Origin of the sequence: Streptomyces sp. NPDC017095 (assembly GCF_044332325.1) — a bacterium.
In the GTDB taxonomy this organism is placed as follows: Bacteria; Actinomycetota; Actinomycetes; order Streptomycetales; family Streptomycetaceae; genus Streptomyces.
Genome location: NZ_JBIROU010000022.1, coordinates 84,340 through 109,305, shown reverse-complemented (window position 1 = coordinate 109,305; position 24,966 = coordinate 84,340). Strand labels below are relative to the sequence as shown.

Sequence of the window (24,966 nt, the reverse complement as noted above, 5' to 3'; positions counted from 1 at the left end):
GACGGACACGGAAGAACCTCTTGCCTCGGGGACGGGGGATCGCCCGCATGGGACGGGCCACACGCTGTGGCCGCATGCGTCGGCGCCGCGGCCCGCTGTGGGCTCGTGGCGCCTGGCGACGTCCTTCAGGTAAGCAGCCCCGGCAGGTGTCCGCAATGACCCCCTTTACTAGTGGTGGCCGGATTCGGGATGCGTGCCGAGAATGTGACGCGCCTCTCAAACCGCTGGTCAGGCGGGGTGTGAGGTGGGGTGAATCGGGCAAATGGGTCTACTGTCCGGGGTCGTAGGTGACGTGCGTCATGTGGGGTCCTTCACCGTCCCGCTCACCCGGCGCGGGCGAGAGGTCACCGTGCGGGACCGTCGAAAGTGACCGCGGTCTCGAAAGCGGCCCGCCGGGTGGCCCGGCGCAGCGCCCGCAGCACCGCCGGACCGAGCGCCACGGTCAGCACCACCGTGCAGACGGCCCGGCCCAGGTCCCAGCCGAGCGAGGTGGCCAGGCAGTACGCGAGGAAACGGGCCAGGTTGGCGGCGACCGGTGCCCCGGCGTCGAAGGAGATCCCGGAGGCCCCCGGCCCCAGGAAGGGCCAGCCGGCCAGGTTCATCACCGTGCCGTAGGCGAAGGCGGCCAGGAAGCCGTAGCAGGCGAGCATCAGCAGCTCGGCCCGGCCGCGCAGCCGCACCGGGCCCGGCAGCAGGCCCGCGCCCATCGTGAACCAGCCCATGGCCAGCATCTGGAACGGCAGCCACGGCCCGACCCCGCCCGTGAGCAGGGCGGAGGCGAACATCGTCACCGAGCCCAGCGTGAAGCCGAAGCCCGGCCCGAGCACCCGTCCGCTCAGCACCATCAGGAAGAACATCGGCTCCAGGCCCGCCGTCCCCGCGCCGATCGGCCGCAGCGCCGCGCCCGTCGCCGCCAGCACGCCCAGCATGGCCACGGCCTTCGGCCCGAGGTCCGACTCCGAGATGGTCGCCGCGACCACTGCCACCAGCAGCCCCAGCAGGCCCGCGAAGAGCCACGGCGCGTCCTGGGCGTGGGCGCTGATCCGCGATCCGGGCGGGGCGAGGAACGGCCAGCCGAAGGCGGCCACCCCCACCGCGCCGGTCAGCGCCAGCGCGGCCAGCGAGCGCGGGCCGAGCCGGACGGCGTGCGGCCGGGCGGGACGCCGGGGTGCGCGGAGCGGCGTGTCACGGGGCGTGGGGCCGGGGGCGCGGGTCATGCCAGGGCCTCGCGGACCTCGGACACGGTCAGCCAGCGCTGCGGCGCCAGGATCTTCGTCACCTGCGGCGCGAAGGACGGCGAGGACACCACGATCTCGGCCGTCGGACCGTCGGCGATCACCTCGCCCTCGGCGAGCAGCACCACCCGGTGGGCCAGCTCGGCGGCCAGCTCCACGTCGTGCGTGGCCAGCACGATCGCGTGGCCCCGCGCCGCCAGGTCGCGCACCACGCCGACCAGGCGGGCCTTGGCCGCGTAGTCCAGGCCGCGGGTCGGCTCGTCCAGCAGGAGCAGCGGCGGACGGGCCGTGAGGACCACGGCCAGCGCGAGCACCAGGCACTGGCCCTCGGACAGGTCGCGCGGATGCGTGGTGTCGGTGATGTCCGGCAGCAGCGTGCGGACCAGGGCCCGGCAGGTGCCGGGCGCGGCGCCCGCGTCCTGGTCGGCCGCGGCGCACTCGGCGGCGACCGTGTCCGCGTACAGCAGGTCGCGCGGGTCCTGCGGCACCAGGCCGACCTGGCGTATCAGGTCGGCCGGCGCGGTGCGGTGCGGGGCGGTGCCGCCGACGGTGACGGTTCCGGCGCCGGGCGCGAGCAGGCCGACGAGGGAGCCGAGCAGGGTCGACTTGCCCGCGCCGTTGCGGCCCATCAGCGCGATCGTCTCGCCGGGCGACACGGTCAGGTCCACCTGCCGCAGGGCGTGGACCTGGTCACGGCGGACGGACAGCGAGCGGACCTCGGCCAGCGGACGCGTCCCGGCGGGCGGCGCGGCTTGCGGGGCGGGGGAGGAGGCGCGGCGGCGGAAGCGGAAGCGGCGGGCGGGAGCGGCGCCTAGGCCGGGATCGTCCGCGGCCGTGTGCGAGTCCTCCCGCGGGGCCGGGGCCGTGTGCGAGCCGTCGCGCGGGGCCGGGACCGTCTGCGAGTCCTCCCGCCGGGCCGGGGCCGTGTGCGCGAGGCGTTCTCTCAGCTCCCCGGCGCGGCGGCGGGCGTCGCGGACGGTCAGCGGCAGCGGCGACCAGCCGGCCAGCCGGCCCAGCGCGATCACCGGCGGGTACACCGGGGAGACGGCCATCACCTCGGACGGCGTGCCGGTGACCGGCGCGGCGCCCGGCGCGGGCAGCAGCACGACCCGGTCGGCGTACTGGATCACCCGCTCCAGCCGGTGTTCGGCCAGCAGCACCGTCGTGCCGAGGTCGTGCACCAGCCGTTGCAGCACGGCCAGCACCTCCTCCGCGGCGGCCGGGTCCAGCGCCGAGGTCGGCTCGTCCAGGACCAGGACGCGCGGGTGCGGGGTGAGGACCGAGCCGATCGCGACCCGCTGCCGCTGTCCGCCCGAGAGCGTGGCGATCGGCCGGTCCCGCAGCGCGGCCAGCCCCAGCAGGTCCAGCGTCTCCTCCACCCGGCGCCGCATCACCTCCGGGGCGAGCCCCAACGACTCCATGCCGTAGGCGAGTTCGTCCTCCACGGTGTCCGTCACGAAGTGCGCCAGCGGGTCCTGCCCCACCGTGCCGACCACGTCCGCGAGATCGCGCGGCCGGTGCGTGCGGGTGTCCCGGCCGGCCACCGTCACCCGTCCGCGCAGCGTGCCGCCCGTGAAGTGCGGGACCAGTCCGCTGACCGCGCCCAGCACGGTCGACTTGCCCACCCCGGACGGGCCGGCGAGCAGCACGAGTTCGCCTTCGGGCACCTCGAAGTCCACACCGGCGACGGTGGGCCCGGCGGCGCCCTCGTAGGTCACGCTGACTTCCTCGAAGCGGATCACGAGGACTCCTTGGACACGAACCGGGAGGCGGGGCGGGGCGTAGGGGCTTTCCGGGCGGGGCCGGGCACGGGCCGGGGCACGGACGCGGGTACGGGCGCGGGGCCGGTCCGCGGGCCGGACCGCCTCGGGACGGCGAACGCGGGCAGCAGGGCGAGCAGCACGGCCGCGGCGGGCCAGAGCGGGAGCGTCGGGGCGACGAGCGGTACGACGCCGGGGTGCAGCGCCTGCGCATCCTGCACGGAGGCCAGCGTCAGCAGCCCGGCCACCGCGGCACCCGAGCCCGCGACCAGCCAGGCCCGCGCGTCCCAGGGGTCCGGCCGGTACCGGGTCCGCGGCGAACGCCGGCCGCCCAGCCGCAGCCCCGCGAGCGCGGCGACGACCCCGGCGAGCAGCACGGGCAGCCCGTAGGCGCCGCCCTCGGCCGTCAGCAGCCCGTACGTGCCCGCGCACACGCCCAGCAGCCCGCCCAGCGTGAGCGCGGCCGTCGTACGGCGGACGGACGCGGGGACCTCGGCGGTACGGCCGTAGCCGCGCGCCTCCATCGCGGCGGCGAGCGCCACCGACCGCTCCAACGCGCCCTCCAGCACCGGCAGTCCGACCTGGAGCAGGCCCCGCACCCCCCGGTCGGGCCGGCCGCGCAGCCGGCGGGCCGCGCGCAGCCGCCGCACGTCGGCGATCAGGTGCGGCGCGAAGGTGAGGGCGACGACCACGGCCACACCCGTCTCGTACAGGGCGCCCGGCAGGGACTTCAGCAGCCGGGTGGGGCTCGCCAGGGCGTTCGCGGCGCCCACGCAGACGAGGAGGGTGGCCAGCTTCAGACCGTCGTAGGCCGCGAACAGGACCGCTTCGGCGGTCACCCGGCCGCCCAGCCGGATGCCCTGCGCCCAGTGCGGCAGCGGGACTTCGGGCAGGGTGAGCAGGGTGTGCGTGCCCGGGATCGGGGAGCCGAGGGCCACCGCGAACAGGACGCGGACGACGACCACGGCCAGGGCGATCCGGACGAACGCGCCGTAGGAGCGGGCCCAGGGCGCGGCGGAGCGGTGCGTCGCCACGACGTAGCCGGCGGCGGCGGTGAGGAGGGCCAGCAGGAGCGGGTTGGTGGTGCGGGTGGCGGCGGTACCGAGCGAGAGCGCCCACAGCCACCAGGCACCGGGGTGCACGGTCGCCCACCGGGAACGCCCCGGCCCGGCCGGACGCACCGGCCCGCGCGCGTGCTCCTGTCCCGGCTCAGCCGGACGCATCGCGCCGCCGCCTGGCCTGCCACGCCGCCGCGGCCGCCAGGGCGGCCACCGCCGCCGCGCCGACCGGCAGCCCCAGCGACGGCCCGCCGTCACCACCGCCGTCACCGCCGCCGGCCGGCCCGTCCGTCCGCCGTGCCTGCCCCGACACCTGCTCGCCGCACCCCTGCGCCGGATACCCGGCGATCGCGCACAGCAGGGCGTTGGTGTCGTAGCGCAGCGGCTTGGCCACGGCGGCGAGCGCGTCCGCGCTCGTCGCGTCGGGTGCCACCCGCGCGCACGCCGTCCGCCGGTCCGGCGGTGTCTCGCCGGACGGCGCGTCCGCGCGCGTGCCGAAGTCCAGGACCAGCGCGACCCGTTTCGTCCCCGGCCGCGCGGGCGTGTCCGCGCAGAGGGTGCCGAAGTCCGCCGTGCCGCGCGGCCGGGCCGCGTCCGCCGAGTCCGCGCTCACCGCGAACCGGAAGCCCTGGACCGCTCCGTCGACGGGCCGGGCGGACGCCGGGCCCTGCGTGGCGTAGGTCCAGTGGCCGCCGGTGCGCTCCCAGAAGGACCAGTAGCGGTAGCCGGTGGCGCCGGCCGGCCCGGCGGAGCCGAGCAGCAGCAGCGCGGCGGCGAGCAGCGGCACGGCACGGCGGACGGCGGTCACGCGCCGCGCTTCTTCCGGCCGCTGAGCAGGAAGCCGATGCCGATGCCGGCGACGAGGCAGACACCGACGAACCACCACACGCCGGCCTTGGAGTCCTTCTTCTCGTCCCGCGCGGCCGGGTCGTGCCCGCCGGCCTCCATGTGCGGGGCCGGGCCCAGCGCGTTCAGGGAGGCGACCAGGCTGGTGCCGCCGAAGTCGCCCGGCTGCTCGCGCAGCGTGTGCGCGGCGAGGATCAGCTGCGCGTACGCGGCCGGGCCGCTGCGCTCCGCCCACGGGCCGGCGTTCTTCTCCAGCCAGGCGTACGCCGTGCGGGCCGGTCCGCCGCGGCCGTCCGCGGCGAGCGCGACGACCGCGTCCGCGGTGTTGCCGAAGTCGGGCTGGTCCTTGGCGCCGGGCAGCGTGGAGGTGAGGTGGCCGGACGTGCCGACGGCCGCCGCCAGATAGGCACCGGCGTTGTCGGCGACCTGCCGCCGGGTGGGACGGTCCGCCCCGCTGCAGCCGTCCCGCTCCGGGGCCTTGCCGGTCCCGGCCACGAAGCCCTTGCCGAGCGCGCCCAGCAGACCGGCCGCCGTGGCGTCCGCGTTGGGCGTCAGCTCGCCCTTCTCGTCCGGCTGGAAGGCCAGGGCGCCGCCGCCGTCCCGGCCGCACGGCACGGACCAGGCGGGCAGCGCGTCGTACGGGGACTTGCCGGAGACCCGGACGGACGCCGGGTCGGTGCCGGCCGCGGCGAGCGCGCCGATGACGACGGAGGTGGAGTTGGCGTCGCTCGGGTCGCCCGGGTAGTAGCTCCAGCCGCCGTCCTTGTTCTGCACGGACTTCAGCCATCCCACGGCCTTCTCCACGGCGCCGCCGTGCCCGCCGGTCGCGGCCAGGGCCTGGACGGCGGCGGCCGTGCTGTTGGTGTCCGGCTTGAGCTTGGCGTCGCAGGGCTTGTCCGGGGCGGCCCGGTAGGCGGCGAAGGCGCCGTTCGCGCACTGCTGGCCGGTGAGCCAGTCCACGGCGGGGGCGGCGGGCCGGTAGCCGAGGGTGCGCTGCGCGACCAGCGTCAGCGACTGCCGCCACACACCGTCGTACGTCGGGTCGCCCTTGCCGTACAGCCCCGACGGGACCGTCGCCTTCGGGGACGGGGACGGGCCGGCGGCCGTGGCGGGCGCGGCGGCGGCCAGCACGCCTACGGCGGCGAGAGCCGCGGCACTGCGGCGGACGTTCATGGTCGGCGACTGCCTCTCCTGCGGGGAGCCGGGCGGCGCACGGGGATCCCCCGGGCGGCTCGGCTCCGTCAACCTCGACGGTGCCGTGCGCGGCGGACCGCCGGCGCACGCGAGCCGGTCAACGCCCCGCCCGGGAGCGTTCCGGGACGTGAAACAGGGCAACGCCGGAATTGCACCGGCTTCCCCCCGTACGGGTGTGACGACCCCGCCACTTTACCGGCCGCCCTCGCGGGGTCCGGGGGCGGCCGTGCCCCCGGGCCCGCGCGGGGGCTACGCCGCGGACCGGTCCGGCTCCGGGGTGACCGTCGCCGTCAGGTGGCGGGCCATGCGGCGCAGGGCCGCCTCGCACTCCGCGGCGTTCTCGCCGGTCGCCACCCAGTGGGCGAGGCGGTCGGTCAGGTCCGCGTGCGGGGCCGCCGTCACCGGGTCGCCCGTGCGACGGGTGAGGACCATGCGTTCGGCGGCCGGGTCGTCCGCGGCGGCGGGGTCCAGCCGGAGGTGGGTGAGGCGGCCGGTCAGGGCCGGGTAGGCGAACTGGACGGCGGCGGCCCGCTGCCGGGTCGGGGTCACGTCCGGCAGTCCGCCGGTCGCCAGCACCGCGGCGGCCCCGGCCAGGTCGACACCGGTGGCCCGCTCCACCAGCAGCGGGATCAGATCGCCGGGCGGATGCGGGGCCACGCTCAGCACGCGCGGGCCGCGGGCGGTGAGCCGCAGGGTGAGGTGCGCGACCGTATGGGTGAGGCCGAGGGCGCGCACGGTCCGCTCCACGCACTGGCGCAGGAACCGGTTGTGCAGCAGTCCGTCGTGCGCGTGGACGCAGTGCCGCAGCGGGCGGCGGGCGGGCGCCGGCCCCGGCGTCGTCCGGGTGAGCGCCACGATGCGGACCTCGTCGTCCAGGACGACGGCCTCCACGGACACCGGCGGGCCCTGGGCCGCCTCGCCGTCCGCCGGTCCGGCCACCGGCACCCGGTGCCGCGCCAGCAGCGCCCGCAACGCGACGGGGTCGGCGCACACCGCGGCCGTCTCGTACGGCAGGCCGGGCACCCCCAGCCGGCCGGCGAGCCGCGCGGCCGGGAGCAGATGCTCCGCGGACCAGGTGAGCACACCGCCGACCGCGCGTCCGGCCGCGTACCGCAGCACCGCCTCGGCCGTCTGCTCCTCGCGCGCGGGGTCCGCCGCGAGATGACCGGTCAGATACGGCCGCGCCCAGGCGGGCGGGTCCGGGTCGACCAGCAGCACCGGACGGACCGCGGCGATCCGGGCCAGCGGGAACTCGCCACAGACGTCGCGGCGGCCGGACCCGAGGAGCCCGAGGAGAACGACGGGCAACGCCATGGATGGCCGGACCTTCCCCCGGGGGAAGGCGGTCGTCGAACACCCCGGGTGCCGCTCCCCCATCGGCGGCACCCGGGGCGGGTCGGATCTTGCTCTCCGTGCAATGATCCTCACCCACCGCACCAGTAACTGTCAACGATAGCTGCGCAATTGGGCAGGGTGCCTTGTCACGTCTGGTCGCCGAACGGGCCGAGCGGGTAGCCTCGCGCCAGCCACCGCATGCAAGACGCGCCCAGGGGGGACCTCGGTGAGTGACGCCTACGCCGCGCTGGCCGAAGTCCTGGACCGGCTCGGCGAGCTGACGTGCAGGCCCGGCCGGCTGCCGGAGGCGCTCGACGTGGCCGGCCTGTCGTACCGCACCGGCATTCCCGTGGGCGTCGTGGTGGAACTGCTCTCCGGCGGCCGGGCCGCGGAGACCTGCCTCGCCGAACGCGTGCGCCGCCGCCTCGACTTCATCCGGGAGACCCGGCGCCGGCCGGACGGCAAGCGGTACTCGCTGGACGAGCTGGCCAGGATCGCCGGAACCAGCAGGCAGTGGCTGAGCGAGTGGCGCAAGAGCGGGATGCCGAGCCTGGAGCACGCCGACCGGCTGCGCCGGTTCTTCGGCCTGCCCGCGGGCTTCTTCACGGCCGACGAACCGGAGGCGCTGCACGCGGCCCTGCAACCGGTGCTGCAGGGCCTGGAGGCCGAGGCGGACCCGCTGCTGCGGCTGCGCGAGAGCGGTCTGATACGACTGGCCGCCCGCGCCCCGCAGATGAACGCCCGGCAGCTCGCCACCCTGGCCGACCTGGCCGAAATGATCATCGCCTCGGAACGGGCGGGGGACACCGGACGCACCTGAGCGGCGGGGCGCTGGGGGCTGTCCGGTGCTTTGAGCGGTGCGACGCGCCGGGTGCTGCCGGGCGCTTTGATCGGTGCGACGCGTGGGGTCCTCCCAGGTGCCTCTTGTGGTGTGACGCGGGTCTCAGCCGGGGCGTGTCACGGGGGGCCGGGCTGTCTCGTCTCGGGTGTGAGCAATCGCTTCGAGGGGAGACCAGGATGAGGATCGTGGTGGTGGGCGCCGGGTACGCCGGGACGTTCGCGGCGAACCGGGCGGCCCGGAAGATCAGGGGCGCCGAGGTCACGGTGGTCAACGCGCGCCCGGAGTTCGTGGAGCGCATCCGGCTGCACCAGCAGGTCGCCGGCACGGCCGAGGCCGCGACCCCGCTCGGCGCGATGCTGCGGCCCGGCATCGCCACGCGGATCGGCACCGTCGAGAAGGTCGGCGACGGCACGGTCCTCCTCGGCGACGGCGAGAGCATCGGCTACGACCGCCTGTTCCTGGCCGTGGGCAGCACGGTCCGGGCGCTTCCCGGCACCGTCCCGGTCGGCACCTGGGAAGGCGCCCGGCAGGCCCGGGCGGCACTCGCCGCGCTGCCCGCGGGGAGCACCGTGACCGTGGCCGGCGGCGGCGCGACCGGCCTGGAGACCGCGACCGAGGTGGCCGAGGCCCGGCCCGACCTGCGGGTGCGGATCGTCGCCCCGTCGGTCGCCGACTGCCTGTCGGGCGGCGCCCGGCGGCGGGCGCTCGCCGCACTGGACCGGCTGCGGATCGAGGTCGTCGACGACGGCGTCGAGGAGGCCGCCGCGGGCGTGGTGCGGCTGCGCTCGGGCCGGGAGGCCGGCTCGGATCTGACGCTGTGGGCGATCGTGGCGGGCGTCCCCGACCTCGCCGCGCGCAGCGGCCTGGACGTGGACGCCGGCGGCCGGATCGTGGTCGACGCCTGCCTGCGCAGCGTCACCGACCGTCACGTCTTCGCCGTGGGCGACTGCGCGGGCGTGCCCGGCACCCGCTTCGGCTGCCAGACCGCCCATCCGCAGGCCAAGGCCGCGGTCGACGCCCTGGCCCGGCTGGAGCGGGGCCGCGCGCCCGAGCCGTACACCCCGCGCTACGTGGCCCGGTGCGTCAGCCTCGGGCGCGCGGACGCGGTGGCCCAGTTCACCCACCCCGACGACAGCCTCCGGGACGGCTACCTCGGGGGCGGCGCCGCGATGGCGTTCAAGAAGATCGTCTACGTCGGCACGAAGTACAGCACCCGCAAGGCGGTGGGCGCCTGACCGGGGCGGCCGGCGCCTGACCGACGTGGCCGCGCTGACCGGTGCGGCCCGGGGGCTTCGTCCGGCATGAGGGCACGGAAAAACCTACGAGACGGGTTCCCTTCGCCGGTATGGTCCGGATCAGGTCCTGGGGGTCGTCGTCCGGCCTGACCGCTGCCTTCCGACCTCTCAGCCCCACCGTCGCCGTCGGCCCGGGCGGACACCTGCGCGTCTCGCCTGAGTCGGCTACTCCGGTTGGACTCCCTCACTCGCCTCGTAGGCTGCTTTCAGGATACAACGGGCAAAGCGTGACGGAACCTCCCAATTCCCACCATTTGCCGACGCCTGTGCGGGTGATCAGGCCCGGGGGGACGGTTCCGTCAGGTCGATCAGGCGGCACACCGTCTCGATGTCGACCTTCACCTGGGCGATGGAGGCGCGGCCGGACAGCCAGGTGATGAGGGCCGAGTGCCAGGTGTGCTCGATGACCCGGACCACGGAGAGCTGCTCGGGCGTGGGAGCGTCCAGGCCCATCGCGTCCAGGATGATCGCGGTGGTCTGCCGGGAGACCTGGTCGACCTCGGGCGAGACGCTGCGGTCGGCGAAGGTGAGGGCGCGGATCATCGCCTCGGCCAGGTGCGGTTCCCGCTGGAGGGCGCGGAAGGCGCGCATCAGGGTCTGGGCGACCCGCTCGGCGGCCGTGTCGCCCGCCGGCGGCTTCTTGCGCAGGGTGCCGTGCAGATGCTCCAACTGGTCCTGCATGGTGGCGACCAGCAGGTGCACCTTGGACGGGAAGTACCGGTACAGCGTGCCGAGGGCCACCTGCGAGGACTCGGCGACCTCGCGCATCTGCACGGCGTCGAACCCGCCCCGGCCGGCGAGCCGGGCGCTGGCGCGCAGGATCCTGCGGCGGCGGGCCTCCTGCCGCTCGGTGAGGGCCGGGACGGCCGGACGCGAGGAGCTGGCTTCCGCAGGCATGGGTCCCCCGTGACGGTCGGTGAGGGCGTCCGCAGGGCTCGTGATCGGGCAGCGGGACAGGGCCCGCGCGCCGTGGCGCGAATCACCTGATCCACTGCTCACAGCGCCCCTACCTGCCGGTAGATTCAGAGCCTCTCGAACGATCAAGTCTGAAACTTGTTCTAGATTAACGTCCCGTCGTAGTCTCGCGGGACAGTGCAGGCAGAAGGGGGCACGGAGTGACCGCTGAGGCCCGGGAAGCGGGTGCCGACCAGGAACCCGCGGCCGGTGGGGGCCCCTCCCGCCCGAGCGCAGCCGGGGGCGGGGGAGAGCGACCGCTCCGCATCGCGCTCCTCACCTACAAGGGGAACCCGTTCTGCGGGGGCCAGGGTGTCTACGTACGGCACCTCTCGCGCGAGCTGGCCCGGCTCGGCCACCGGGTCGAGGTCATCGGCTCCCAGCCGTATCCGGTCCTGGACGAGGGCTACCCGAACCTCACGCTCACCGAGCTGCCCAGCCTCGACCTCTACCGCCAGCCCGACCCCTTCCGCACCCCCAGGCGGGACGAGTACCGGGACTGGACCGACGCCCTGGAGGTCGCCACCATGTGGACCGGCGGCTTCCCCGAGCCGCTGACCTTCTCGCTGCGCGCCCGCCGGCATCTGCGCGCCCGGCGCGGCGAGTTCGACGTCGTCCACGACAACCAGACCCTCGGCTACGGCCTGCTGGGGGACATCGGCGCGCCGCTGGTCACCACGGTTCACCACCCGATCACCGTCGACCGGCGGCTGGAGCTGGACGCGGCCGAGACCTGGCAGCGCCGCTACGCGGTCCGCCGCTGGTACGCCTTCACCCGTATGCAGAAGCGCGTCGCCCGCCGGCTGCCCTCGGTCCTCACCGTCTCCGGCAGCTCCCGGCAGGAGATCGTGGACCACCTCGGCGTCCGCGACGACCGCGTCCACGTCGTCCACATCGGCGCCGACACCGACCTGTTCGCGCCGGATCCCGCCGTCCCGCAGGTGCCGGGCCGGATCGTCACCACCTCCAGCGCGGACGTGCCGCTCAAGGGCCTGGTCTTCCTGGTGGAGGCGCTGGCCAAGGTGCGCGCCGAGCACCCGGCCGCCCACCTCGTCGTCGTCGGCAAGCGCCCGCAGGACGGCCCGGTCGCGCAGGCGATCGAGCGGTACGGCCTCGACGGCGCCGTCGACTTCGTCAAGGGCATCTCCGACGCCGAACTGGTCGACCTGATCCGCTCCGCCGAAGTCGCCTGCGTGCCCTCCCTCTACGAGGGCTTCTCGCTGCCCGCCGCCGAGGCCATGGCCACCGGCACCCCGCTGGTCGCCACCACCGGCGGCGCGATCCCCGAGGTCGCCGGCCGCGACGGCGAGACCTGCCTGGCCGTGCCGCCCGGCGACCCGGACGCGCTCGCCGCCGCGCTGACCCGGCTGCTGGCCGACCCGGAACTGCGGGTACGGCTCGGCCGGGCCGGCCGCGCACGGGTGCTGGCCAAGTTCACCTGGGCGCGTGCCGCGCAGGGGACCGTGGCCCGCTACCGCGAGGCCATCGCCCGCGCCGCGGGCCCCGGCGGCTCCCGCCCCCGGACCGGACCGCCCGCGGACACCTCCGCCGCGGCCCCGGTTCCCGGCCGCTCCGCGGCCGCAGCGAGCGTCGCGGCCCCGCCAGGCGTCGCGTCCGCGGCCTCGACGAGTGACACCAGCGTCTCCTCCGAAAGCAGGGCCACGTGCTGACCGTCGACTTCTCCCGGTTCCCGCTCGCCCCGGGCGACCGCGTCCTGGACCTCGGCTGCGGGGCCGGCCGGCACGCCTTCGAGTGCTACCGGCGCGGCGCCCGGGTCGTGGCCCTGGACCAGAACGGCGAGGAGATCCGCGAGGTCGCCAAGTGGTTCGCGGCGATGAAGGAGGCCGGGGAGGCACCGGAGGGCGCCACCGCCACCGCCATGGAGGGCGACGCCCTCGCCCTGCCGTTCCCGGACGACTCCTTCGACGTCGTCATCATCTCCGAGGTGATGGAGCACATCCCCGACGACAAGGGTGTGCTCGCCGAGATGGTCCGCGTGCTCAGGCCGGGCGGGCGCATCGCCATCACCGTGCCGCGCTACGGCCCCGAGAAGGTCTGCTGGGCCCTGTCCGACGCCTACCACGAGGTCGAGGGCGGCCACATCCGCATCTACAAGGCCGACGAACTCGTCGCCAAGGTCCGCGAGGCGGGCCTGAGGCCGTACGGCAGCCATCACGCGCACGCCCTGCACGCGCCCTACTGGTGGCTGAAGTGCGCGTTCGGCGTCGACAACGACAAGGCGCTGCCGGTGCGGGCGTACCACAAGCTGCTGGTCTGGGACATCATGAAGAAGCCGCTCGCCACCCGGCTCGCCGAGCAGGCGCTGAACCCGCTGATCGGCAAGAGCCTCGTCGTCTACGCCACCAAGCCGCACCTCCCGGCGCTGGGCGCAGAGGCGGACGCCACGTGACCACTCCCCGGACGGAACACCTGGTCCTGCCCGGGGTCCTCACCGAGGGGGAGGCCGCCGCGACCGTCCGCGGCATCCTCGCCGCCCAGCGGGAGGACGGCGCGATCCCGTGGTTCCGCGGACACCACCTGGACCCCTGGGACCACACCGAGGCCGCCATGGCCCTGGACGCGGCCGGCGAACACGAGGCCGCCGAGCGCGCCTACGCCTGGCTCGCCCGGCACCAGAACGAGGACGGCTCCTGGTACGCCGCCTACGCCGACGGCGCCCACGACCACGTCACCGACCGCGCCCGCGAGTCCAACTTCGTCGCCTACATAGCCGTCGGCGTCTGGCACCACTACCTCTCCACGGGCGACGACACCTTCCTGGACCGGATGTGGCCGGCCGTCTACGCGGCCGTCGAGTGGGTGCTGCGGCTCCAGCAGCCCGGCGGACAGATCGGCTGGCGCCGCGAGGACGACGGCACGCCCACCGCCGACGCCCTGCTGACCGGCAGTTCCTCCGTCCACCACGCGCTGCGCTGCGCGCTCGCGATCGCCGAGCAGCGTGAGGAACCGCAGCCGGACTGGGAGCTGGCCGCCGGGGCGCTGCGGCACGCGATCCGCCGGCACCCCGAGCGCTTCCTCGACAAGGACCGCTACTCGATGGACTGGTACTACCCGGTCCTCGGCGGCGCCCTGACCGGGGCGGAGGCCAAGGCCCGCATCGAGGCCGGCTGGGACCGGTTCGTCGTACCCGGCCTCGGCGTGCGCTGCGTGGTCCCGAACCCCTGGGTGACCGGCGGCGAGTCGAGCGAACTCGCGCTCGCCCTCTGGGCGGTGGGCGAGTCCGACCGGGCCCTGGAGATCCTCCAGTCCATCCAGCACCTGCGCGATCCCGAGTCCGGCCTGTACTGGACGGGCTACGTCTTCGAGGACGACGTGGTCTGGCCCCGCGAGCTGACCACCTGGACGGCGGGCTCCCTGCTGCTGGCCGTGGCCGCGCTGGGCGGCCACGAGGCCACCTGCGCGGTGTTCGGCGGCGAGCACCTGCCGGCCGGCCTGGACCCGGACTGCTGCGGCTGAGCCCCCGCCGGCACGGCCAGGGCCTGTCGCTCGACGTTAGCCGGCCGCTCAGTGCCGGTGCAGGCGGTTGGCTATCGCGTGGCCGGCGAACAGATAGACCACGGCGGCCAGGCCGTAGCCGGCCACCACGCGGGCCCACGCCTCGTCGAAGGTGAAGAGGTCGTGCGACCACCCGGCCAGCCAGGAGGCCGCGTCGTGCACGAACTGGACCAGGCTGTTGGCCCGGTTCGCGTCCAGCAGGTACATCAGGATCCACAAGCCGAGGATCAGCGCCATGATGTCGGCGACGACCGCGACGACCGTGCCGGCCTGGTTCGCACCGTTGCGATATCGAGGGGACATACCTGTCGGATTGCCGGGCGGCGGGCGGTGAAACCCCGGAGAGAACCCGGACGGAGCCCGGAAACGCCCCCGACACGCCCCCGACGGAGACCCGGACGCGAACCGGGAACCGGACGTGCACCCAGACGTGCACCCGGACGTGCATGGGGCCCCGGACGGCGTCCCCCGAGTGGCGCGTCCCGCCGTCCCGGGGGAGGCTGCCGGAGGAAAGCAGACCGCTCGGGGAGGACACGTCCGGAGGACCTCGTGCCCGTACCGATACGGCGCCTCTTCGTGGCGCTCACCTTGTGCTGCGCCCTGGTGGCCGGTGCCACCGCCTGCGGAGGCAGCGAGAAGAGCAGTACGAAGGACACCGCGGCGGCCCAGGCCAAACCCGCCGTCGACGAACCCAGCCCGTCCACGTCCGCCGAACGCCAGAAGTTCGCCAAGACCCGGTTCGTGGCGAACGCGGGACTCGCCGCCGGCGCGACCTACCAGTGGATCGTCAAGCCCTGGAAGGCGGGCAAGTTCAAGAAGGGCGCCAAGGGCCGCAAGCTGGCCCTGGTCAAGGCCGCCGCCGCCGGCGCCTTCGCCTACAACCGGCTCAAGGCGGCCCAGAAGAACGCCCAGGGCGATCCCACGCTCGCCAAGGCGATCGCGCCGCTCGGCGCCGGCATCGACGCCCTGAAGAACCTGTCGGGCAAGCTGCGCAGCGGCGACGAGGGCGCGGCGGGCGCGTTCGACGACATCATCAACAACGTCAAGGACGCGGGCAAGAGCGCCGGCGCCCCGGTCCGCGAGCAGGTGCCCTCGGCCGCCGAACTGGCCAAGGGCTGACACCCTCTCACCCACAGGTGGGAAGACGGCCGTACGACAACGGCCCCTCGCCCGGGAGGGCGAGGGGCCGTTGCGGCGGTCTGCGCGGGGTCAGCCGCGCTGGATGCCGGAGGTGTCCTGGAGCACACCGCGGCGGCCGTCCTGGGTCTGCGCGACCAGCGCGGCACCGCGCTGCTCGACGGCCAGGTACCAGGTGCCCGGCGCCAGTTCGGCGATCGGGTTCGGCGAACCGTCCTCCGCGAACAGCGGACGGGTCACCGGCACGGCGAACCAGAACGGCGAGAAGTCCGCGGCCGGCGGCTGGGCCGCCGGGGCGCCCGGCGCGGCCGGAGCACCCGGACCGGCCGGCGGCTGCTGCCCGTAGGGCTGGCCCGGCTGCGGCTGGGCACCGTACGGCTGCTGCGGCTGGGCGCCCGGGTAGCCGTAACCGCCGGGCGGCTGGGCGCCGTAGGGCTGCGGGGCCACCGGCTTGGGGGCCGGGACCAGGGCGGCCTGGAGGGCGGGGACGAGGGGAGTGGCGATGGCGGCGGCGGCCACGGCGAGAGCGGCGATGAACCCGAGGATCAGTCCGGCGCCGGCGTCCACGCCGTCCAGGTCGATGAGCGTCCACAGCAGCGACCAGGCCACCAGGATCGCGAACGCGGTGCCGACGGCGGACAGGTCGAGCCCGGCGACCTTGCGCGGCTGCGGCAGGCAGCGGTTGACGACGATGAGGACGGCACCGATCACCGCGCCCATGTAGAGGCCCAGGCCCGTGCCCAGGTTGTCCCACGCGCTCCGGCTGAGGTCGCCGCCGAAGCCCGAGTAGGTGTAGAAGTTGAGGAACGACGCGATGAACAGCACCACCGCTGCTCCGATCACCACGCCGTCGCCTCTAGTGAGGGAGCGGATATTCACTTCAGCAGGTCCTTCGTAGGTCGTCTCGTCGTCGGTAGACACTATCGTCCGCACGTTCGGACTGTCCGGCCGGTTACGCCCGCCGGTCAGGAATCGCGCAGGAAACTCACGATTCCCTCAGAGATCCCCTGCGCCGCCCGCTGCCGCCAGGCGCCGCTGGTCAGCAGTGCCGCGTCCTTGCTATCGCGCATGTTGCCGCACTCGAGGAACACCTTGGGAACCGTTGACAGATTGAGACCACCGAGGTCGGTGCGCGTGACCAGACCGGTACCGCCGCCCAGGTAGTTGGACGGCGGCTCGTCCGTCCGGCGCCGGTAGCCGTCCGCGACGCGCACCCCGAGGTCGTGCGACGGCCCCACGATGGCGCGGGTGTCCGCGGCACCGGCGTGCACGGAACCCGGCAGGATGACGTGGAAGCCGCGGTCGCCCTCGGCGGAGCCGTCGGCGTGCAGGGAGATCGCCGCGTCCGCGTGCGCGGCGTTGCCGATCCGCGCCCGCTCGTCCACGCACGGCCCCCAGGCCGGGCCGTCCTCGTCACGGGTCAGCCGCACGGTCGCGCCCTGCCGCTCCAGCAGCGCGCGCAGCCGGTGCGCCAGGTCGAGCGTGAACCGGGCCTCGGTGTAACCGTCGTTGGTGGACGTCCCGGTGGTGTCGCACTCCTTGCTGTTCGTGCCGATGTCCACCGGCCGGCCGATCTCGGCCGGGTGCCGGAAGTTGCCCGGGTTGTGTCCCGGGTCGACGAGGACGACCCGGCCCCGCAGCGGCCCCGAGCCGCCCGGCCGGCCGGAGGACGGACCGGACGCCTTGCCGTCGCCGTCCGGGGAGGCGGCCGCGGAACCGCCGGGGGCGGGGGACACCGTCGCGGTGCGCGAGGCCGGCGCGGACGCGGCCGTACCGCCGTCGCCCACCGCCTCGTACGCCGCCCAGCCGAGCAGCGCACCGGGCACCAGCGCGGCGAGCGCCACGGTCAACGGCCCGCGCCGGGGCCGGCGGGGCTGCGGGGAATCGGAATCCGGGCCTGTGTACGACACGTCTGCGACTCTAACCGCGCCCTCAGATCCCCGCCCCCGTACGCCGCAGCACGCGCAGCGAACCGGTGACGGAGACCTCCGTGAACGCCCCGGAGCCGAGGGCCCGCAGGTAGATCCGGTACGGCGCCTGGCCCGTGAACTCGTCTTCCGGGTGCGGGAAGACGTCGTGGATGACCAGCAGCCCGCCCTCGGCCACGTGCGGCGCCCAGCCGTCGTAGTCGGCGCCCGCGTGCTCGTCGGTGTGGCCGCCGTCGACGAACACCAGCCCGAGCGGGCGGTTCCAGAGTGCCGCGATCCGCGGGGAGCGGCCGACGAGGGCGACGACGTGCTCCTCCAGGCCCGCCCGGTGCAGGGTGCGCCGGAACAGCGGCAGCGTGTCCATCACCCCGAGCGCGGGATCGACGGTCTCCGGGTCGTGGTAGTCCCAGCCCGGCTGCTGCTCCTCGCTGCCCCGGTGGTGATCCACGGTCAGCGCCGTGACCCCGGCCGTGCGGGCGGCGTCCGCGAGCAGGATCGTGGAGCGCCCGCAGTAGGTGCCGACCTCCAGCAGCGGCAGCCCGAGCCGGCCCGCCTCCACCGCCGCCGCGTACAGCGCCAGCCCCTCGTCCACGGGCATGAACCCCTTGGCCGCCTCGAACGCGGCCAGGATCTCGGGCTGGGGTACGGCGGGCATGTCACGCCTTTCGGTCGTACGGCTGTGCGGACGCCGCCCATGCTGCCGCACCCCCGGCCACGGAGGTGACCAGGGGTGCGTTCGGTGCCCTGCGCAGGGCGCGCGGAGCGGTTGCGGCCGGTGACGACGACGCCGTGCGGCCGTGGGCCGGGCTAGGCGTTCACCGTCTCGCCGGGCAGCGAGAGGTCCAGGTCGACGGCCCGCTCGGCGCCGGGATGCGTGACGGAGGAGGCCAGCGGCCCGTGTCCGGCGGCCCTCGCGGCCAGCACGTACGCCCCCTCGGCCGGCACCGGCAGGACATAGCCGCCGTCCTCGCCGGTGACGGTGGCACCCGCCTGCCGCCCGCGCCGGTCGATCAGCGTGACCTTGGCCCGCGCCACCGGGGCGCCGTCGGCGCCGAGCACCCGGCCCTTGAAGCCCCGCAGCACCTCCTCGGCCCGCGCCAGCGAGGCGTCCTCCTCGCTGCTGGCCCGCAGCTGCGTGTGCTGCGCGGCCGGGCGCGGGGACTTCGGCAGGAAGACCGCGAGCAGCAGGCCGACGGCCACCGCGGCGGTGGCGATCAGGAAGGAGACCCGGAAACCGTGCATGGTCGGGACCGCGACCCCGCCCACGTGGTGCGCGGTGTTGGCCAGCACCATGCCGACGACGGCGCTCGACACCGAGGTGCCGATGGACCGCATCAGGGTGTTCAGGCCGTTGGCCGCGCCGGTCTCGGAGGCCGGGACCGCGCCGACGATCAGGGCGGGCAGCGAGGAGTAGGCGAGACCGATGCCGGCGCCGAGGATCACGGAGGTGACGACCGTCTGCCAGGCCGCGTCCATCAGGCCGAGACCGCCGCCGTAGCCGATCGCGATGATCAGCAGACCGCTGATCAGGGTGACCTTCGGGCCGTACCGGGCGGACAGGCGCGCGTACACCGGCGCGGTGAACATCATCGTCAGGCCCAGCGGGGCCACGCACAGGCCCGCGACGACCATCGACTGGCCAAGGCCGTACCCGGTGGCGGTGGGCAGCTGGAGCAGCTGGGGCAGGACGAGCGAGACGACGTAGAACGCCACGCCGACCATGATCGACGCGAGGTTGGTGAAGAGGACGGCCGGGCGCGCGGTGGTGCGCAGGTCGACCAGCGGCGCCTTGGCGCGCAGCTCGAACAGGCCCCACAGCACGAGGACGACGACGGCCGCGGCGAACAGACCGAGCGTGGTGCCCGAGGACCAGCCCCAGTCGCTGCCCTTGGTGATGGGCAGCAGGAGCAGCACCAGACCGGCGGACAGGCCGAGCGCGCCGAGCAGGTCGAAGGTGCCCTTGGCGCGCATCGGGGACTCGGGCACGACCAGCAGGGTGAGGACGATGGCGAGCACGCCGAGGCCGGCGGCACCGTAGAACAGGGTGTGCCAGTCGCTGTGCTGGGCGATCAGGGCCGCGGCGGGCAGGGCGAGGCCGCCGCCGACGCCGATCGAGGAACTCATCAGGGCCATCGCCGAGCCGAGCCGCTCCCGCGGCAGCATGTCCCGCATCAGGCCGATGCCCAGCGGTATCGCGCCCATGGCGAAGCCTTGCAGGGTGCGTCCCGCGATCATGACGAGGAGCTGGCTGGTGAGCGCGCTGACCAGGGCACCGGCCACCATCACGGCGAGGCTCAGCACGAGCATGCGGCGCTTGCCGTACAGGTCGCCGAGCCGGCCCATGATCGGGGTGGCCACGGCGCCGGACAACAGGGTGGAGGTGAGGACCCAGGTGGCGTTGCTGGGCGCGGTGTCCAGCAGCTGCGGCAGGTCCTTGATGACCGGCACGAGCAGCGTCTGCATCACCGCGACGACGATGCCCGCGAAGGCGAGCACCGGGACCACCGCGCCGCCCGCTGTCCGGGTGGGCTGGTCGGTCGTCGTGTCTGTCATGGAGTGAGGCCTTCCACGTGTCATAAGTACCGGGTAAACCTCGTATGCACAGGCAACTATTCCGTTGCTTCGAGCCTCTAACGAATTCTTGACCGTTTCATGGGTTTCTGAGCCATCGTCACCGGCCAAGGACCTCGCGGTCCCGGGGGAGAAGTGGCGCCGGTCCGGCGGAGGGGGCAACGGTCCGGGCGGTTCATGGACTCCTTTAGACATCTAGGAGGTGCCCATGGGGGACGGGAAGCAGACTCGGGACGAGGAGTTCCAGAGTTTCGTGGTCGGCCGCTGGCCACGCTTGATGCGTACGGCATTTCTCCTCACGGGGGAGCAGCATGCCGCCGAGGACCTGGTCCAGTCGACGCTCGAACAGGTCTATGTGGCCTGGCGCCGGGTCGGCGGCGCCGACGATCCGGAGGCGTATGTACGGCGCGTGATGATCAACGCGCACGCGCGCAAACACCGCAGAAGGCTCCGAGAGTTCCTGGCGCCGAGGGACGACTCCGGACTGGTGCGCGAGGTGGCGGACACGGGGGACCGGATCGCCCAGGCCGACGACCGCGGCGCCCTGCTCAAGGCGCTCGCGCAACTGCCCGTGCGCCAGCGGGAGGCGGTGGTCCTGCGGTACTGGGAGGACCTGACGGAGACACAGACGGCGGAGGCGATGGGCTGCTCGGTCGGCACGGTGAAGAGCAACGCGGCCAAGGGGATCGCGAAACTCCGCGCCATACCGGCACTGGCCGACACGGTGACGCACGGAGGGCGGAAGTGATGAGCGCGGACCGGGAGAACCACGACATGGCACAGACGGACATCGCCCTCCTGCTCGCCGAGGCGGCGGACGAGGTGGAGATCGGTATAGCCCCCGTCCAGGCGGTCGTCCGCGGCGGCCGGCGGCGCAGGACGCGGCGCTGGGCGGTGACGGCGGCCACGGCCCTGGCGCTGACGGGCTCGACGGGCGTGACGCTGGCCCTCGCCGGGCTGCCCGCGAGCCACCACGCCGCCCGGGTGGCACCCGCGGCCACCCGCCCGGCGCCACCGCAGGAACGGCATGTCTACGCCCCGCAGCGCACGGAACTGGGCCGCGGGGTGTACCGGGGCACGCAGTGGCGGGTGGAAGTGCAGGTGTGGGGCGCGCCCGCGGACAGACAGGAGGCCGGGCGGCAGTACGACGCGATGGCCCGGCTGGGCATCGAACCGGCGGTCGACAAGCCGGCCGGCCTGGTCGGCAAGCTGTCCTACTTCGTCACCCGCGTCTGGGGAGACCACCGCCCGCAGCAGGTCATGTTCGACACGGTGCGGAGCTGGGACCACATGGCGGGCGGCGACCTGAACGCGATCGCCACCCGGCTGGGCTCGACGCCCGAGAGTTCCGGACGGCTGGTCATCGGCCGGGTCGCCGAGGCCGCCACCCAGGTCAAGTGCGTCTGGAACGACGGCGAGACTCTGGTGACCACCACGGAGGGCGCCGCCGGGTCCCCGGTGAACTGGTTCCTCTGCGTGGCACCGGAGGGGAAGAACTATCGGGAGGCGGAGGTGATCCAGTAGCGCGGAGACGATCCGGGATGAGGGATGAGGGATGAGGGGTGAGGGATGAGGGATGAGGGATGAGGGGTGAGAACTGAGCGGTGAGGGGTGACGGGTGGTGTGTCCGCCGGACGCGCGGTCGCAACGGCCGCCGTCGCCGGCGCCCGGGGCCGGCCGTCCGCACCGTTGCCGGATGTCCGGGGCCGGCTGTCCGTGCCGTCGCCGGGTGTCCGCGGCCGGCCGCCCTCGTCGTCGGGCGCTTGCTCACAGCCAGCCCTGCTGCCGGGCCTCCCGTACCGCCTCGGTCCGGTTGCGGGTGCCGGTCTTGCCGATCGCGGAGGAGAGGTAGTTGCGGATGGTGGACTCCGACAGCCGGAGCCGCAGGGCGATATCGGCGACGGTCGCTCCGTCCACCGACGCCCTGAGCACCTCGCACTCGCGGGCCGTCAGCGGGTTCGGTCCGGCGCTGAGCGCGGCGGCGGCCAGTACCGGATCGACCACGGTCTGACCGGCGAGCACCCGCCGGATCGCCGCGGCCAGCTCCTCCACCGGCCCGTCCTTGACGAGGAAGCCGGCCGCACCGGCCTCCATGGCCCGGCGCAGATAGCCGGGCCGGCCGAAGGTGGTGAGGATCAGCACCCGGCAGCCGGGCGCCCGCACCCGCAGCTCGGCCGCCGCGTCCAGGCCGCTCATGCCCGGCAGTTCGATGTCCAGCAGGGCCACGTCCGGCCGGTGCGCGAGCACGGCGTCCACGATGCCGTCACCCGTGCCCAGCTGGGCCACGACCTCGATGTCCTCCTCCATGCCGAGCAGCAGCGCGAGGGCGCCGCGCATCATGCCCTGGTCCTCGGCGAGCAGCACCCGGACACACTCGGCGGACCGCTGCTCCCGGGACGTCTCGCTCATGGGCTCAGAGTACGGCGGCGGGCGAAGCGGCGGGGCCACGCCTAAGCGGCGGGGCCGCGCTGAAGCCGCGGGGCCACGCCCGCACCGGGACCGGGTCTGTCCTGCCGTGCCGGACCGCGCCGGCTCCGGCAGCGCCAAGCGCTGGACGGCCGGGGCCTCCGGGCGGCCGGCCGGGCCCGGCACTGGACGCCGGGACCGGCGTCACCCGGCAGCCGTCACCTCGTGGCCGTCAGCTCCTCGGCGCCAACCGGCAGGACGGCGACGACCGTGAAGCCGCCGCGTGGCGACGGACCGGCCGTGAGCGAGCCGCCCGCCGCCGCGAGACGCTCGGTGAGCCCTTTCAGCCCGGTACCGCCGATACCCGCGCCCGCGCCTATTCCCATGCCCGCGCCCGCACCCATCCCGGCACCCGCGCCCGCGCCCGGACCCGCGGCCGCACCTATCCCGGCACCCGCACCTATCCCGGCACCCGCGCCCGCGCCCGGACCCGCGCCCGCACCCATCCCGGCACCGGCACCGGCGCCCGCGTCCGTCCCGGCACCCGGCTCCGTTCCGGCATCCGCCTCCGGTCTCGCCCCGTTGTCCGTGACCGTCAGGCTGACCTGTTCGGTGGTTCCCTCCACGGTGATCTCGCAGCGGGTCGCGTGGCTGTGGCGGACGACGTTGGTGACGGCCTCGCGCACCACCCAGCCGAGCAGGGCCTCGGCCTGCGGGTCGAGCGGCGTGCCCGACTGGCGGACCACCGGCTGCACGCTCGCCGCCGACAGCGCCGACCGGGCCCGGGTCAGCTCGGTGGCCAGGCTGCCTTCGCGGTAGCCGGTCACCGCCTCGCGGATCTCGGTGAGCGCCTGCCGGCCGACCGACTCGATGTCCGAGATCTGCGCCAGCGCGGCCTCCAGGTTGCGGGAGGCCAGCCGGCGGGCCGCCTCCGACTTCACCACGACCACCGACAGCGTGTGTCCGAGCAGGTCGTGCAGATCGCGGGAGAAGCGCAGCCGCTCCTTCTCCACCGCGCGCCGGGCCAGCTCCTCGCGGGCGGCCCGCAGCTCGCGGACGGCCTCGGACAGACCGAGGATCGCGGCGGTCACCATGCTGGACAGGAAGGTGGCGTAGGCGATGCTGGTCGCCTCGTCCCAACCGGCCCGCAGCCAGGAGACGGCTCCCGCGTACAGCGTGAGGAGCAGTCCGGCCCGGCCCAGCCACCGGCCGCGCAGGGTGGCGCCGGTGGCGAGGCCGAGCAGCGGGAAGAACATCAGCCAGTTGCCGCCGTAGCCGAGGGCGAGGGCGGTGGTGACCAGGCCGAGCAGACCCAGGGCCACCCGGTTGGAGGCCGACTCCCGCTTGGCCCGGTCGAAGGCGCGGAAGGTGACGTGGACGTAGAGGGAGTTGAAGGCGAGCATCCCCAGGCCGCCGATCCACGGGTTCGGGGTCTCGCCCTTGAGCAGATTGGAGAAGGCGCCCATGCCCAGCAGCAGCCAGGGCAGCAGGGTGAAGCCGGTGGGCGGCGGACCCGTCTGTCCGTCGGCGGCGGCCTTCCTCCGGCGCCGGGCGGCCGCCCACCCCGCGCCGAAACGCCCCGCCCCGGCCCGCGGCGATTGCGGTGCCTGCGATGTTCGAGGCGCCTGTGCCGTCTGCGGGCTCCGGGATGTCTGCCGTGTCCCCGGTTCCGTGGGTCCGGTGCCTGTCCGGCACCGTCTGCCCCGCCACCTTGTCATCTGTTTCCCCCGGTCGAACGCTCGTCCGCCGCGCGGCGGTAGGACGCACAGCGTATGGACCGAGGGTAAGGAAGCGGACATGGCCGCGGGCAGACACGGATGTACGGACCCGGGCAGGACAAATGTCCTGCCCGCGCCCGCCGTCCCCTGACGCCGGGCCGCGTCCCACGCCTTCACCGGCACGGGAGGCCGGGGCTATACAGAGGGCGCCGGGTCTTTCGCCGCCACTCTCCCAGGAGTCCCATGCCCATCGACGCAGCGCGGGCCCTCGCGGCCGCGCCCCGGACCGGCGAGATCGGCTGGGACCACAAGGACGTGCTGCTCTACCACCTCGGCATCGGCGCCGGCCGGCCCGCCACCGACCCCGGCGAACTGCGCTACACCCTGGAGTCCCGGCTGCACGTCCTGCCCAGCTTCGCCACCGTCGCGGGCGGCGGCGCGCCCGGCGTGATCAGCGCGCTGTCCATGCCGGGGATCGACGTCGACCTGGCGCGCGTCCTGCACGGCGGGCAGACCCTCCGCGTCCACCGCCCGCTCCCGGTGCGCGGCACCGCCACCGCCACCGACCGGATCACGGCCGTGTACGACAAGGGCACGGCGGCCGTCCTGGTCATGCGCACCGAGGCCGCCGACGCCGGCGGACCGCTGTGGACCTGCGACGCGCAGATCTTCGTACGCGGAGAGGGCGGCTGGGGCGGCGACCGTGGTCCCTCCGCCCGGCCCGACCCGCCCGCCGGCGCACCCGACCGGACCGTCGAACTGCCGGTCCGCGAGGACCAAGCGCTGCTCTACCGCCTCAGCGGCGACTGGAACCCGTTGCACGCCGACCCCGGCTTCGCCCGCCGCGCCGGTTTCGCCCGGCCGGTCCTGCACGGGCTGTGCACCTACGGCATGACGCTCAAGGCGGTGGTCGACACCCTGCTCGGCGGGGAGGTGGCACGGGTCCGGTCGTACGGCACCCGGTTCGCGGGCGTCGTCTTCCCGGGCGAGACGCTGCGCGTGCGCATGTGGCGGGCGGACGGCAGCACGGTCCGGGTGGCCGTGAGCGCCGTCGAGCGGGACGACGCGCCCGTCCTCACCGGCACCACCGTCGGACACACCTGACAGCCGGCCCCTCCGGACCGCGATCACAGGGCCAGGATGCGGGGTCGGAAAGAGGGGCCGGGACGCGG

Annotated in this window: 23 protein-coding genes; 9 read left to right on the top strand and 14 right to left on the bottom strand. The window is 74.8% G+C overall.

Translation table 11 applies throughout. From position 1 onward, the window contains the following. Positions 1 to 344: 344 nt before the first annotated feature. From ACH4OA_RS31930 to ACH4OA_RS31905, 6 genes are all read right to left on the bottom strand, one after another. Complete coding sequence (locus ACH4OA_RS31930; RefSeq protein WP_397943305.1) at positions 345 to 1,217, bottom strand: ECF transporter S component; 873 nt, start codon at positions 1,215 to 1,217, stop codon at positions 345 to 347. Next, positions 1,214 to 2,977: an ABC transporter ATP-binding protein gene (locus ACH4OA_RS31925; protein WP_397943425.1), complete on the bottom strand. Its 1,764-nt coding sequence runs from the start codon at positions 2,975 to 2,977 to the stop codon at positions 1,214 to 1,216. Before ACH4OA_RS31925 ends, ACH4OA_RS31930 begins: the two co-directional genes overlap by 4 nt. Continuing rightward, positions 2,974 to 4,137, bottom strand: coding sequence for a CbiQ family ECF transporter T component (locus ACH4OA_RS31920; protein ID WP_397972814.1), 1,164 nt, complete (start codon positions 4,135 to 4,137; stop codon positions 2,974 to 2,976). The genes ACH4OA_RS31925 and ACH4OA_RS31920 overlap by 4 nt, the downstream gene beginning before the upstream one ends. A 67-nt stretch (positions 4,138 to 4,204) precedes the next feature. Further along, entirely contained in the window at positions 4,205 to 4,861 is a 657-nt protein-coding gene (locus ACH4OA_RS31915) for an SCO2322 family protein (protein ID WP_397972812.1), read from the bottom strand. Next, positions 4,858 to 6,072 (bottom strand): prenyltransferase/squalene oxidase repeat-containing protein, encoded by a 1,215-nt coding sequence (locus tag ACH4OA_RS31910; protein ID WP_397972810.1) that lies wholly within the window; start codon positions 6,070 to 6,072, stop codon positions 4,858 to 4,860. The genes ACH4OA_RS31915 and ACH4OA_RS31910 overlap by 4 nt, the downstream gene beginning before the upstream one ends. 270 nt (positions 6,073 to 6,342) lie before the next feature. Further along, complete coding sequence (locus tag ACH4OA_RS31905; protein WP_397972808.1) at positions 6,343 to 7,407, bottom strand: hypothetical protein; 1,065 nt, start codon at positions 7,405 to 7,407, stop codon at positions 6,343 to 6,345. 247 nt (positions 7,408 to 7,654) lie between these two features. On the opposite strand from ACH4OA_RS31905, the gene ACH4OA_RS31900 reads away from it, so the two are divergent. Further along, on the top strand, positions 7,655 to 8,248 hold the full coding sequence (locus ACH4OA_RS31900; protein ID WP_365876275.1) for a helix-turn-helix transcriptional regulator: 594 nt from the start codon (positions 7,655 to 7,657) through the stop codon (positions 8,246 to 8,248). A 197-nt stretch (positions 8,249 to 8,445) separates the two neighbouring features. Then, positions 8,446 to 9,504 carry an NAD(P)/FAD-dependent oxidoreductase gene (locus tag ACH4OA_RS31895; RefSeq protein WP_397972805.1) on the top strand — a complete coding sequence of 353 codons (1,059 nt, stop codon included), beginning with the start codon at positions 8,446 to 8,448 and terminating at the stop codon, positions 9,502 to 9,504. Positions 9,505 to 9,840: 336 nt separating this feature from the next. Here ACH4OA_RS31895 and ACH4OA_RS31890 read toward each other — a convergent pair whose 3' ends face one another. After that, positions 9,841 to 10,461 (bottom strand): TetR family transcriptional regulator, encoded by a 621-nt coding sequence (locus tag ACH4OA_RS31890; protein WP_397972802.1) that lies wholly within the window; start codon positions 10,459 to 10,461, stop codon positions 9,841 to 9,843. A gap of 218 nt (positions 10,462 to 10,679) precedes the next feature. Between ACH4OA_RS31890 and ACH4OA_RS31885 the strand changes: the two genes are divergently transcribed. From ACH4OA_RS31885 to ACH4OA_RS31875, 3 genes are read left to right on the top strand one after another with little or no spacing between them, the layout of a single operon-like run. Further along, a complete protein-coding gene (locus ACH4OA_RS31885) occupies positions 10,680 to 12,188 on the top strand; it encodes a glycosyltransferase family 4 protein (RefSeq protein ID WP_397943314.1) in 1,509 nt (502 codons plus the stop codon). Beyond that, complete coding sequence (locus ACH4OA_RS31880) at positions 12,182 to 12,928, top strand: class I SAM-dependent methyltransferase (protein ID WP_397943316.1); 747 nt, start codon at positions 12,182 to 12,184, stop codon at positions 12,926 to 12,928. Before ACH4OA_RS31885 ends, ACH4OA_RS31880 begins: the two co-directional genes overlap by 7 nt. Continuing rightward, a complete protein-coding gene (locus ACH4OA_RS31875) occupies positions 12,925 to 13,995 on the top strand; it encodes a prenyltransferase (protein ID WP_397943318.1) in 1,071 nt (356 codons plus the stop codon). The genes ACH4OA_RS31880 and ACH4OA_RS31875 overlap by 4 nt, the downstream gene beginning before the upstream one ends. A gap of 48 nt (positions 13,996 to 14,043) precedes the next feature. Here ACH4OA_RS31875 and ACH4OA_RS31870 read toward each other — a convergent pair whose 3' ends face one another. Next, positions 14,044 to 14,337 (bottom strand): hypothetical protein, encoded by a 294-nt coding sequence (locus ACH4OA_RS31870; RefSeq protein ID WP_365876287.1) that lies wholly within the window; start codon positions 14,335 to 14,337, stop codon positions 14,044 to 14,046. Positions 14,338 to 14,583: 246 nt separating this feature from the next. Here ACH4OA_RS31870 and ACH4OA_RS31865 point away from each other — a divergent pair, with 246 nt between their 5' ends. Further along, on the top strand, positions 14,584 to 15,153 hold the full coding sequence (locus tag ACH4OA_RS31865; protein ID WP_397972800.1) for a hypothetical protein: 570 nt from the start codon (positions 14,584 to 14,586) through the stop codon (positions 15,151 to 15,153). A 90-nt stretch (positions 15,154 to 15,243) separates the two neighbouring features. Here ACH4OA_RS31865 and ACH4OA_RS31860 read toward each other — a convergent pair whose 3' ends face one another. From ACH4OA_RS31860 to ACH4OA_RS31845, 4 genes are all read right to left on the bottom strand, one after another. Then, the gene (locus ACH4OA_RS31860; RefSeq protein ID WP_365876291.1) at positions 15,244 to 16,017 is read right to left on the bottom strand and encodes a hypothetical protein; all 774 of its coding nucleotides are present in this window, start codon (positions 16,015 to 16,017) and stop codon (positions 15,244 to 15,246) included. A gap of 119 nt (positions 16,018 to 16,136) precedes the next feature. Further along, entirely contained in the window at positions 16,137 to 17,081 is a 945-nt protein-coding gene (locus ACH4OA_RS31855) for an N-acetylmuramoyl-L-alanine amidase (RefSeq protein ID WP_397945661.1), read from the bottom strand. A 22-nt stretch (positions 17,082 to 17,103) separates the two neighbouring features. After that, complete coding sequence (locus tag ACH4OA_RS31850) at positions 17,104 to 17,754, bottom strand: class I SAM-dependent methyltransferase (protein WP_365876295.1); 651 nt, start codon at positions 17,752 to 17,754, stop codon at positions 17,104 to 17,106. Between the two features lie 152 nt (positions 17,755 to 17,906). After that, positions 17,907 to 19,652: an MFS transporter gene (locus tag ACH4OA_RS31845; protein ID WP_397943323.1), complete on the bottom strand. Its 1,746-nt coding sequence runs from the start codon at positions 19,650 to 19,652 to the stop codon at positions 17,907 to 17,909. Positions 19,653 to 19,878: 226 nt separating this feature from the next. Here ACH4OA_RS31845 and ACH4OA_RS31840 point away from each other — a divergent pair, with 226 nt between their 5' ends. Both ACH4OA_RS31840 and ACH4OA_RS31835 read left to right on the top strand, forming a co-directional pair. After that, the gene (locus ACH4OA_RS31840) at positions 19,879 to 20,418 is read left to right on the top strand and encodes a SigE family RNA polymerase sigma factor (RefSeq protein WP_397972797.1); all 540 of its coding nucleotides are present in this window, start codon (positions 19,879 to 19,881) and stop codon (positions 20,416 to 20,418) included. Positions 20,419 to 20,444: 26 nt separating this feature from the next. Continuing rightward, a complete protein-coding gene (locus ACH4OA_RS31835) occupies positions 20,445 to 21,194 on the top strand; it encodes a hypothetical protein (protein WP_397972795.1) in 750 nt (249 codons plus the stop codon). A 243-nt stretch (positions 21,195 to 21,437) separates the two neighbouring features. Here the strand turns inward: ACH4OA_RS31835 and ACH4OA_RS31830 are convergent, their stop codons facing one another. Together ACH4OA_RS31830 and ACH4OA_RS31825 are read right to left on the bottom strand one after the other, a co-directional pair. Continuing rightward, positions 21,438 to 22,079, bottom strand: coding sequence for a response regulator transcription factor (locus tag ACH4OA_RS31830; protein WP_365876303.1), 642 nt, complete (start codon positions 22,077 to 22,079; stop codon positions 21,438 to 21,440). A gap of 215 nt (positions 22,080 to 22,294) precedes the next feature. Then, entirely contained in the window at positions 22,295 to 23,794 is a 1,500-nt protein-coding gene (locus ACH4OA_RS31825; RefSeq protein WP_397972793.1) for a sensor histidine kinase, read from the bottom strand. A gap of 243 nt (positions 23,795 to 24,037) precedes the next feature. Between ACH4OA_RS31825 and ACH4OA_RS31820 the strand changes: the two genes are divergently transcribed. Beyond that, positions 24,038 to 24,898, top strand: coding sequence for a MaoC/PaaZ C-terminal domain-containing protein (locus tag ACH4OA_RS31820; protein ID WP_397972790.1), 861 nt, complete (start codon positions 24,038 to 24,040; stop codon positions 24,896 to 24,898). Positions 24,899 to 24,966: the final 68 nt, after the last annotated feature.

What these genes read in the sequence shown, in the direction of transcription:
- ACH4OA_RS31910 (WP_397972810.1), bottom strand. Translation starts at nt 6,072, where the DNA reads ATGAACGTCCGCCGCAGTGCCGCGGCTCTCGCCGCCGTAGGCGTGCTG.
- ACH4OA_RS31835 (WP_397972795.1), top strand. Translation starts at nt 20,445, where the DNA reads ATGGCACAGACGGACATCGCCCTCCTGCTCGCCGAGGCGGCGGACGAG.
- ACH4OA_RS31830 (WP_365876303.1), bottom strand. Translation starts at nt 22,079, where the DNA reads ATGAGCGAGACGTCCCGGGAGCAGCGGTCCGCCGAGTGTGTCCGGGTG.
- ACH4OA_RS31840 (WP_397972797.1), top strand. Translation starts at nt 19,879, where the DNA reads ATGGGGGACGGGAAGCAGACTCGGGACGAGGAGTTCCAGAGTTTCGTG.
- ACH4OA_RS31930 (WP_397943305.1), bottom strand. Translation starts at nt 1,217, where the DNA reads ATGACCCGCGCCCCCGGCCCCACGCCCCGTGACACGCCGCTCCGCGCA.
- ACH4OA_RS31850 (WP_365876295.1), bottom strand. Translation starts at nt 17,754, where the DNA reads ATGCCCGCCGTACCCCAGCCCGAGATCCTGGCCGCGTTCGAGGCGGCC.
- ACH4OA_RS31870 (WP_365876287.1), bottom strand. Translation starts at nt 14,337, where the DNA reads ATGTCCCCTCGATATCGCAACGGTGCGAACCAGGCCGGCACGGTCGTC.
- ACH4OA_RS31895 (WP_397972805.1), top strand. Translation starts at nt 8,446, where the DNA reads ATGAGGATCGTGGTGGTGGGCGCCGGGTACGCCGGGACGTTCGCGGCG.
- ACH4OA_RS31845 (WP_397943323.1), bottom strand. Translation starts at nt 19,652, where the DNA reads ATGACAGACACGACGACCGACCAGCCCACCCGGACAGCGGGCGGCGCG.
- ACH4OA_RS31890 (WP_397972802.1), bottom strand. Translation starts at nt 10,461, where the DNA reads ATGCCTGCGGAAGCCAGCTCCTCGCGTCCGGCCGTCCCGGCCCTCACC.
- ACH4OA_RS31820 (WP_397972790.1), top strand. Translation starts at nt 24,038, where the DNA reads ATGCCCATCGACGCAGCGCGGGCCCTCGCGGCCGCGCCCCGGACCGGC.
- ACH4OA_RS31825 (WP_397972793.1), bottom strand. Translation starts at nt 23,794, where the DNA reads ATGACAAGGTGGCGGGGCAGACGGTGCCGGACAGGCACCGGACCCACG.
- ACH4OA_RS31905 (WP_397972808.1), bottom strand. Translation starts at nt 7,407, where the DNA reads ATGGCGTTGCCCGTCGTTCTCCTCGGGCTCCTCGGGTCCGGCCGCCGC.